The organism is Candidatus Avelusimicrobium sp. (assembly GCF_051874775.1).
In the GTDB taxonomy this organism is placed as follows: domain Bacteria; phylum Elusimicrobiota; class Elusimicrobia; order Elusimicrobiales; family Elusimicrobiaceae; genus Avelusimicrobium.
In genome coordinates this window covers 1-6,894 of record NZ_JBJEGE010000024.1, presented here as the reverse complement: position 1 = coordinate 6,894, position 6,894 = coordinate 1, and the positions used below count along the sequence as shown (strand labels likewise).

Here is a 6,894-nt window from a genome sequence, read left to right as displayed (position 1 = left end):
CGGGTTGGCGATGGGGGTGGTGCTGTGTTTGAAAAGAAGATTAAATTTCTTTTCCTGGGCTTTGCCGAGTGCTTCGTTCAGTTCGGCCAACGTTTTGTTCTTTAAAGCTTCTTTTTCGTTCGTTTTCATAAACTACCTTCTGCTAACCAATTTCGTTTTGATCGGCAGTTTGTCGGACGCTAAGCGCATAGCTCTTTTGGTATCTTCTAATGTAGCGCCTTCCAATTCGAACAAAATTCTGCCGGGCTTCACCACAGCCGCCCAGTATTCGGGCGCGCCTTTACCTTTACCCATACGGGTTTCGGCGGGGTGTTTGGTAATTGCTTTGTCCGGAAAAATGCGGATCCAAAGTTTACCTTTTTTCTTGATGAAGCGGGACAAGGTAATACGGGCAGCTTCAATCTGCCGTGCGGTAATCCATTTGGGTTCTAACGCTTTCAACCCAAATTCGCCGAACACCACTTCCGTGCCGCGTTTGGCATTGCCTTTAATGCGGGGCGCGCTGAAGGGTTTGCGGTATTTAACTCTTTTAGGCATCAACATAAGTCAAAGTCCTCTATTTGGCTTCCACCGCGGCGACTTCCGTCGCACCTTCGGTGGAACCGTTTTCAATGTCGCGGTGTTTCTTGAGCTCGTTCATAATCTCTTTAGGAGATTTAGCGAAGTGGGTTCTCTTGAAAATCCAGACTTTAATACCGATTTTACCGCTAATGGTGTTTGCTTCGGTAAAACCGTAATCAATATCGGCGCACAAGGTGTGCAGCGGCACGCGTCCTTCGCGTTTCCACTCGGTGCGGGCAATTTCCGCGCCGCCGAGTCTGCCGGACACCATAATTTTGATACCAAGCGCTTTGCCGGACAAGGCCTTTTCAATTGCTTTCTTGATAGCGGCACCGTAGTGGGCGCGTTTTTCAAGCTGCATTGCAATGTTTTGGGCTACCAGCTGAGCATCCGTTTCCGGATTCTTGATTTCAATTACGTTCACAAAGGTTTTGCTGCCGGTAAGGGCTTCCAATTCTTTGCGAAGGGCTTCAATGTCGGCGCCTTTTTTGCCGATTACCACGCCAGGGCGGGCGGTGTGGATGTTGACGCGCAGAAACGCACCGGCTCTTTCGATGCCGACGTAGCTGACGGCCGCCATTTTGAATTTGTCATCAATAATTTTGCGGATCTGGAAATCTTCCATAATCAACGCCGGCATATTCTTAGGAGCGAACCATCTGGAGCGCCAATCCTGAATATAACCAAGTCTGATTGACCGCGGGTGAATCTTGTGTCCCATAAATTAGCGACCTCCCTTTTTTTCGTCGGTGACGATAACAGTCAAGTGACACATACTCTTTTTGTAGGGCATCGCACGGCCTTGCGGACCGGGCTGCACTCTTTTTAAGTGGCCGCTGGGGCCCAAGTTGGCAAACGCTTCTTTAATGAAGACTTTGCTGAAATCCAGCTTTTTGCCGGCTTTTACTTCCAGGTTGGCGGCGGCGCTGTGAAGCGTTTTAGCCACCAAATCCGAGGTGCGTTTGGCGATGAACGGAAGTACGTCTTCCGCCGCTTTCACGTTTTTACCGCGGATTTGATCGAGCACCAAGTTCACCTTGCGGCTGCCATAGCGTTGAAATTTAGCTTTTGCACAAGCTTCCATATCAAATCCTCAACTCTTATTTCAGGGCGGTGGAATCTTTCGTCATACCACCGTGACCTTTGAACAAACGGGTGAAAGAGAATTCACCGAGTTTGTAGCCTACCATTCTCTCGGATACGTAAATGGGAAGAAATTTTCTGCCATTGTGCACAAGGAACGTATGTCCCACAAATTCAGGCACGATGGTGCAGGCTCTTGCCCACGTCTTGATAGGTTTCTTTTCATTGGAAGCGTTCATCGCTTGAACTTTTTCCAACAGGTTTAAATCCACAAACGGACCTTTTTTAGTTGATCTTCCCATAATTACTTAACCTTGTTTTTTCTTCTGTCGCTGACAATCATCCAGCCAAACGCTTTTTTGGTAGAGCGTGTTTTCAGACCGCGGGTCTGCTGGTTCCACGGAGAGCGCGGAATGTTGCCGCCTTTACCGTGACCGCGGCCGCCGCCCATCGGGTGGTCGACAGCGTTCATCGCGCTACCGCGGACGGTAGGTCTCTGGCCGCGGTGTCTGTTGCGGCCGGCATTGCCGATTACAATGTTGGAGTGGTCCACATTGCCGACTTGGCCGATGGTCGCGCAGCAGGCGCTGGGCACCAAGCGGATTTCGCCGGACGGCATTTTGATATGGGCATAGTCCGATTCTTTGGCCATAAGCTGAGCTTGGCTGCCGGCGCTGCGGGCAAGCTGCGCGCCTTTGCCGACTTTCAGTTCAATGGCGTGGATAAAAGTACCTTCGGGAATGTTTTTAAGAGCAAGGCAGTTACCCACTTTAATATCTGCGGCCGGACCGGACATGAGTACGTCTCCCACTTGTACGCCCAGCGGATGAAGAATATATCTTTTCTCGCCGTCGGCGTAGTTCAACAGGCAAATACGGGCGCTGCGGTTCGGATCGTATTCAATAGATACAACTTTGGCCGGAACGCCGTATTTTTCCCGTTTGAAATCAATCTGTCTGTATGCGCGTCTGTGACCGCCGCCAATGTGACGGACCATAATCATACCGGTGTTGTTTCTGCCGCCGGTTTTGCGCAGACCTTTGGTTAAGCTCTTCTCCGGAGTGGTTTTCGTAATATCGGAGTAGTCCGACACCGTAATCGTTCTGCGGGAAGGGGTGTAAGGTCTAAATGACTTAATAGGCATAGTTAGTAGTTTCTCCTTTCAGCTACTTCGAAGCGGCTTCCACCATTTCGATTTTATCGCCTTCTTTCAAGGTAACAAAGGCCTTTTTGTAGTCGGGTCTTTTACCTTCGAAGCGACCCATACGATGGGTCTTGCCCGTGACGGAAATCGTGTTAATCTTTACAACGGTTACGTTGAAGATTTTTTCCACCGCGGTTTTAATTTCGCCTTTGGACGCATTTTTAGCAACCACAAAACCGTAACGGTTATGGGTATCGCGTTCAATCAAGCTCTTTTCGGTTAAAAGGGGCTTTTTAAGCGTAGTGTAAACGGTCATTATTTGGCCTCCTTGGCAAACGTGTCGCTGAGTTTGGCGACGGCGTCCGTGGTCAAAATAACTTTAGAGCTGTTCAGTACCACATAGGCGTTAGCGTCCTGCGGAGCGATGTGGGTAAGACCCGCAACATTTCGGCAGGCCAACGCGGCGTTAGCGTCAGCAAAGTTATCCATAACCAGCGGTTTGCGGCCGGCAGCTAAGACGTCCATAATTTCGGCAAAAGCTTTGGTTTTGGGTTCTTTAAGCGTTAAAGATTCCAATACAACCAAGTTACCTTCGGCAAGCTTGGCAGACAAAGCCATCGCAAGCGCGGTTCTTCTTTTGGCGGCCGGCAAATCCTGACGGAAAGAGCGCGGAGTAGGACCAAAAGCGATACCGCCGTGGCGGAACTGCACGGCGCGTAAACTGCCCTGACGGGCGCGGCCGGTGCCTTTCTGTTTCCACGGTTTTTTACCGGTACCGGAAACTTCGCTGCGGGTTTTGACGTCGGCGGTGCCGCTTCTTTGGTTAGCCAAAAAGGCGGTGATGACTTCGTGCAAGAAAGTGGGGTTGGCCTTGACGGCAAACAAGCTGTCCGGCAGGGCGCAGGTCCCTTTCTCTTTACCTTTAATATCTAAAACTTTAGTTTCCATAGGTCAAAGTCCTTACTTCTTGTTGGCGGCTTTAGAGGCAGAAACTTTCTGCTGCTGCGGCGCCACATAGTGTTTTTTGTATTTGGAAGTTTCCAAGACGGACACAATGGAGCCTTTGGCACCCGGGACGGAACCTTTCAAGAAGATAAGTCCGTTTTCGTTGTCCACTTTGATAACTTCAATTTTGGCTACGGTGTGGGTGGTGGTGCCGTAATGGCCGGCCATACGCTGACCGGAAAGCACTTTACCCAAAGAACGGCGGGATCCCAAAGAACCCGGGGCGCGGGACCGGTCGGACTGACCGTGGGAATCAGGCTGTCCGGCAAAGCCGTGGCGTTTCATACCGCCTGCGAAGCCGTGGCCTTTGATTTTACCCTGCACGTCTACATAGTCACCGGGTTTGAAGATTTTTTCGAGTGAAATGACTTGACCGATTTCGAAACCGTTCACATCCGCGACACGGCATTCCTTCATATGTCTGACCGGAGCGACGTTGGCTTTTTTGAAATAACCGAGTTCAGGTTTGTTGAGTTTGCTTTCTTTCACTTCGCCAAAACCCACGCAAACGGCATTGTAACCGTCTTTTTCTTGAGTTCTGACACGCACAACCTTACACGGACCCGCTTTTACTACGGATACGCCGTGAAGATTGCCTTTTTCATCAAAGAGCTGAGTCATACCGATTTTTTCGCCAATTACAAAGCGGAAAGTTTCGGGAGCTTCTTTGACAGTTTCTGCTTTGGCCGCTTCAGCAACGGGAGTTGCCTCTTGGGCACCAGCAGCTTGGTTGAGTTCTTCTGTCATATCAGTTCAGTTTCCTATTAGTTGCTTTTGATAGCCACATCTACACCGGCCGGCAAATCGAGCTTCATCAGTTCGTCGACGGTTTTAGAGGTGGGGCTTTTGAGGTCAATGAGTCTTTTGTGAATACGCATTTCAAACTGTTCTCTGCTCTTTTTATCGGTATGGGGAGAACGAAGCACGGTGTACTTCTTAATCCGGACCGGTAGAAGAACAGGACCCGCCACGATGGCGCCGGTTTTTTGGGCCGTTTCCACAATGCGGGAAACAGAGGCGTCCAACATACGGTGGTCGTAAGAACGCAATTTGATGCGGATTCTTTCTTGGCTTAATACTTTAGCCTTTTTTTCTGTTTTTTCTGCCATTTTTGGTTTCCTTAAATGTTTTTTACAAAAAAATTATTCGGCAGAAACCCCCACTCCGGTTCGCCTTCTCCGACGAGCCAGTTAGGAATTTTCCGCCTTTGCTTCCAATTCAGTACATTTTATTATACCAAATCAGCGGGCTTTTGCGCTATACAATTTACTTGCGTTTTTCACCGTTTCGCTTTCATTATAAAGCGCCTAAAATTCGCTTGGATATATTGTATAAAATTTGTCCTGTATTGTAAATAGCCACAGCCACAAAAAGCAATAACAGGTCCCCATATAAACGCGAAAAACGCCGGACCCTGCTGCGGATCCGGCGTTTTTATCTGTCAAAAACTACTCGCGGGAGCTCTCGCCCGTGCAAACATTGTTCACACACTTAGGCGCAATTTGTACGCGGCACATTTCGCGCGTACAAGGAGCAAGAGAGCAGGCCTTATCAAACGCCGCTTTGACCGTTTCGGCTCCTTTTTGGCTGACGGCTTGATATCCGTCGCACATACAGCAGCCTTTCTGTACGGCCACGCAGTCCGCGTCCGCGGTGCAGGCTTTGTCGGCTTTTAAAATTGCTTTCGTCAGCGATTTGGGTTTGGCGTTAATGCCCACGGATTTCGGGGCGGAAGCGCACGCGGCCAAGACAGCGGCACAAACGGTTAAAAATAATACTTTTTTCATTCTATTCCCCTATTTTACGAAATAATTTTTATACGGTTTAGGCGTACCCACGCAGCTCCCGTTTTGACAGGACGTTTCAATATCCACATAGCACATTTGCAAAGTGCACGCAGCGCGGTCGCACTCTTTCACAAAAAACGGCTGAAGCGCAGCGGCGGCTTCTTTATTTACCGCTTCTTTTCCGGCGCACATACAGCAGCCCTTGTTGACCGAGGTGCAGTCCTCGTCCACGTTGCAGGACTTATCGGCCGACCGCAACGCTTCGGCGTAATTTTTAGCTTTCATATTGACGGGAGTTTTCACTTCCGCCGTTTTGGTGCATCCGGCGAACAACACGGCCGCGCCCAATAACCCCAATAGTTTGATATTCATATTTTACCTCCTTTACGATACAGGATATTATATCAAATTCTATATCCCCGCCAAATTTATTATAATAGAACCGTAGTACACAATTTTACCTGTTTTTGGAACCGTGTGCAGAACACGGCGGCATTACATAAAGTAATCCAGAGCAAGTCCAAAAACAGCCGATTAGAGGCGCAGGACGGAGGGCCTTATAACCCCTCTGTCTTGTGCCGAATGTTTGCCGCCCGAGTGGCGGCAGACTACGGCTGTTTATATTTGCGGCACTTGCTCTGGCGCAATATGAACAGCCGTTCAAACAATCGTATTATATTTGGATATCCCGCGAAGAACCGAATAAAACTAAATGCACGACTTATCCTCAAGTTTCTTCTATCCAAAAACAGCTTTGCGACCAATTAAACCAAAACGGCACGTTGTAACTGCTGGCAGCCGTTATTCAGGTGCCGTGCAGCGTAGAATGACCTAATGGAAGATTATATGATTTTTCAAAACCGCTCCGTATTGCGCGGACAAGTTGGGGCGCGGCGTAGTGGTAATTACGTAAGCCCCAAGGTACGTGCAAGACGGCAGGTTTTGAAAAATTGTTTATTCTTAAAAGACATACGGAGCAAAACTTTCCGTTTTGCTCCGTATGCGTAAACCGTTAGTTACCAACAGTCGTTATTCAAGTGCCGTGCAGCATAGAATAACATCACATAGCTTCGGCTGATTTTTCAGATTTGCGCTAAATTTGCGTTGCCAGTTGCCCGCATAGGCGTGGCTGTAGCCACGTCAAGGGCAAGGGAACACAAAGTTAGCCAAATATGGAAAATGGTTGCCCGTATAACGAGCAACGGATAAGAAATCTCTTTCTTATCCGTTGTGCGTAAACCGTTAGTTACCAACAGTCGTTACTACTCAATAATTTTGGTAACGACGCCGGCGCCTACCGTATGACCGCCTTCG

The 6,894-nt window shown here is 48.9% G+C and carries 12 protein-coding genes; 1 reads left to right on the top strand and 11 read right to left on the bottom strand.

Going from position 1 to position 6,894, the window contains the following annotated elements:
• Positions 1-132: 132 nt before the first annotated feature.
• The 11 genes from rplP to ACI351_RS04585 all read right to left on the bottom strand — a co-directional run bounded on the left by rplP (position 133) and on the right by ACI351_RS04585 (position 5,952).
• Positions 133-543: a 50S ribosomal protein L16 gene (gene rplP, locus ACI351_RS04635; RefSeq protein WP_439727005.1), complete on the bottom strand. Its 411-nt coding sequence runs from the start codon at positions 541-543 to the stop codon at positions 133-135.
• 13 nt (positions 544-556) lie between these two features.
• Positions 557-1,282, bottom strand: a complete 726-nt coding sequence (rpsC, locus tag ACI351_RS04630; protein ID WP_439734083.1) for a 30S ribosomal protein S3 — start codon at positions 1,280-1,282, stop codon at positions 557-559.
• A gap of 3 nt (positions 1,283-1,285) precedes the next feature.
• On the bottom strand, positions 1,286-1,645 hold the full coding sequence (gene rplV / locus ACI351_RS04625) for a 50S ribosomal protein L22 (protein WP_439727003.1): 360 nt from the start codon (positions 1,643-1,645) through the stop codon (positions 1,286-1,288).
• Positions 1,646-1,661: 16 nt separating this feature from the next.
• Entirely contained in the window at positions 1,662-1,946 is a 285-nt protein-coding gene (gene rpsS, locus ACI351_RS04620) for a 30S ribosomal protein S19 (protein WP_177746033.1), read from the bottom strand.
• 2 nt (positions 1,947-1,948) lie between these two features.
• Complete coding sequence (gene rplB, locus ACI351_RS04615) at positions 1,949-2,788, bottom strand: 50S ribosomal protein L2 (RefSeq protein WP_439734082.1); 840 nt, start codon at positions 2,786-2,788, stop codon at positions 1,949-1,951.
• 22 nt (positions 2,789-2,810) lie between these two features.
• Positions 2,811-3,104: a 50S ribosomal protein L23 gene (locus ACI351_RS04610; RefSeq protein WP_439727001.1), complete on the bottom strand. Its 294-nt coding sequence runs from the start codon at positions 3,102-3,104 to the stop codon at positions 2,811-2,813.
• Positions 3,104-3,736, bottom strand: a complete 633-nt coding sequence (gene rplD / locus ACI351_RS04605; RefSeq protein WP_439734081.1) for a 50S ribosomal protein L4 — start codon at positions 3,734-3,736, stop codon at positions 3,104-3,106. The genes ACI351_RS04610 and rplD overlap by 1 nt, the downstream gene beginning before the upstream one ends.
• A 12-nt stretch (positions 3,737-3,748) precedes the next feature.
• A complete protein-coding gene (gene rplC, locus ACI351_RS04600) occupies positions 3,749-4,540 on the bottom strand; it encodes a 50S ribosomal protein L3 (RefSeq protein WP_439726999.1) in 792 nt (263 codons plus the stop codon).
• 17 nt (positions 4,541-4,557) lie between these two features.
• A complete protein-coding gene (rpsJ, locus tag ACI351_RS04595) occupies positions 4,558-4,902 on the bottom strand; it encodes a 30S ribosomal protein S10 (protein ID WP_428056871.1) in 345 nt (114 codons plus the stop codon).
• 339 nt (positions 4,903-5,241) lie between these two features.
• Positions 5,242-5,580 carry a hypothetical protein gene (locus ACI351_RS04590; RefSeq protein ID WP_439734080.1) on the bottom strand — a complete coding sequence of 113 codons (339 nt, stop codon included), beginning with the start codon at positions 5,578-5,580 and terminating at the stop codon, positions 5,242-5,244.
• A gap of 9 nt (positions 5,581-5,589) precedes the next feature.
• A complete protein-coding gene (locus ACI351_RS04585; RefSeq protein WP_439734079.1) occupies positions 5,590-5,952 on the bottom strand; it encodes a hypothetical protein in 363 nt (120 codons plus the stop codon).
• Positions 5,953-6,155: 203 nt separating this feature from the next.
• On the opposite strand from ACI351_RS04585, the gene ACI351_RS04580 reads away from it, so the two are divergent.
• Positions 6,156-6,368: a hypothetical protein gene (locus ACI351_RS04580; RefSeq protein WP_439734078.1), complete on the top strand. Its 213-nt coding sequence runs from the start codon at positions 6,156-6,158 to the stop codon at positions 6,366-6,368.
• The last annotated feature ends 526 nt before the right edge of the window (positions 6,369-6,894 follow it).